This window comes from Burkholderia sp. LMG 13014 (assembly GCF_905232215.1).
Classification (GTDB): Bacteria; Pseudomonadota; Gammaproteobacteria; order Burkholderiales; family Burkholderiaceae; genus Burkholderia.
In genome coordinates this window covers 1-1,415 of the sequence record NZ_CAJNKE010000979.1, presented here as the reverse complement: position 1 = coordinate 1,415, position 1,415 = coordinate 1, and the positions used below count along the sequence as shown (strand labels likewise).

Below are 1,415 nucleotides of genomic sequence, written 5' to 3'. Positions count from 1 at the left end.
CGCGGCGTCGCGCGCGTCGTCGCGACCGACCAGGATCCGCGGGCGCTCGCCTGTGCGCGCGAGAACATCGACCGGCTCGGTCATGCGGAGCGCGTCGAGATCGTCGAAGCCGACCTGTTTCCGGCCGGCCGTGCGCCGCTCGTGGTCTGCAACCCGCCGTGGGTGCCGGCCCGGCCGAGCGCACCGATCGAATACGCGGTCTACGATCCGGACAGCCGCATGCTGCGCGGATTCCTCGCGGGGCTCGCCGCGCACCTCGAGCCCGGCGGCGAAGGCTGGCTGATCCTGTCCGATTTCGCCGAGCATCTCGGCCTGCGGCCGCGCGACACGCTAATGCAATGGATCGACGAAGCGGGCCTCGTCGTGCTCGGCCGCGACGACATCCGTCCCGCGCATCCGAAGTCGATGGATGCCGACGATCCGCTGCACGCGGCACGCCAGGCCGAGGTCACATCGCTCTGGCGGCTCGGCGCACGAGCCTGACCGCGCATTTTCGGTAAACTATCGCCATTCCTCACGAATTCCCGCCGCCGGGCCGTGGTCGACCGACCGAGGCCCGGCGCCGCTTCACGATGTCGAACAAGACCCACGAAATCCGTCCTGAGCAGTCCGTCGAGCTGCTGAAGGAACTGCACATCCTCACCCGCGACGGCAAGCTGAACCAGGACAGCCGCCGCAAGCTGAAACAGGTCTATCACCTGTTCCAGTTCATCGAGCCGCTGCTCGCCAGCGTGCAGGCCGACCGCAGCAGCGTGACGCTCGTCGATCACGGCGCCGGCAAGTCGTATCTCGGTTTCATCCTGTACGACCTGTTCTTCAAGCAGCAGCCGGGGCACGGCACGCCGGCGTTCGCGTCGCACGTGTACGGGATCGAGACCCGCGAGGAGCTGGTCACGCGTTCGGCCGAGCTTGCCGCGCGGCTCGGGTTCGGCGGCATGTCGTTCCTGAACCTGTCGGTTGCCGATTCGATCACGTCGCCGAAATTGCCTGAAACGGTCGACGTCGTCACTGCGCTGCACGCGTGCGACACGGCGACCGACGACGCGATCCGCTTCGCGCTCGCGAAGCGCGCGCAGCACATCGTGCTGGTGCCGTGCTGCCAGGCGGAAGTCGCGGGCGTGCTGCGCAGGAACAAGGGCAAGTCGCTCGCGAGCGCGCTGACGGAAGTGTGGCGGCATCCGCTGCATACGCGCGAATTCGGCAGCCAGATCACCAACGTGCTGCGCTGCCTGCAGCTCGAAGCGCACGGCTACCAGGTCAGCGTGACCGAGCTGGTCGGCTGGGAGCACTCGATGAAGAACGAGCTGATCATCGCGCAGTACAAGAACCTGCCGCGCCGGCGGCCCGGCGAGCGGTTGAACGAGATCCTCGGGATGTTCGGGCTCGCTGAGCTGAACGAACGCTTCTTCGTGCCG

Annotated in this window: 2 protein-coding genes; both read left to right on the top strand. The window is 67.5% G+C overall.

Annotated elements, in window-relative coordinates:
• Window positions 1-483, top strand: a 483-nt coding sequence (locus JYJ84_RS36695) for a class I SAM-dependent methyltransferase (protein WP_205190300.1), incomplete at its 5' end; no start/stop codon positions are given.
• 89 nt (window positions 484-572) lie between these two features.
• Window positions 573-1,415, top strand: an 843-nt coding sequence (locus tag JYJ84_RS36690) for an SAM-dependent methyltransferase (RefSeq protein WP_205190299.1), incomplete at its 3' end; no start/stop codon positions are given.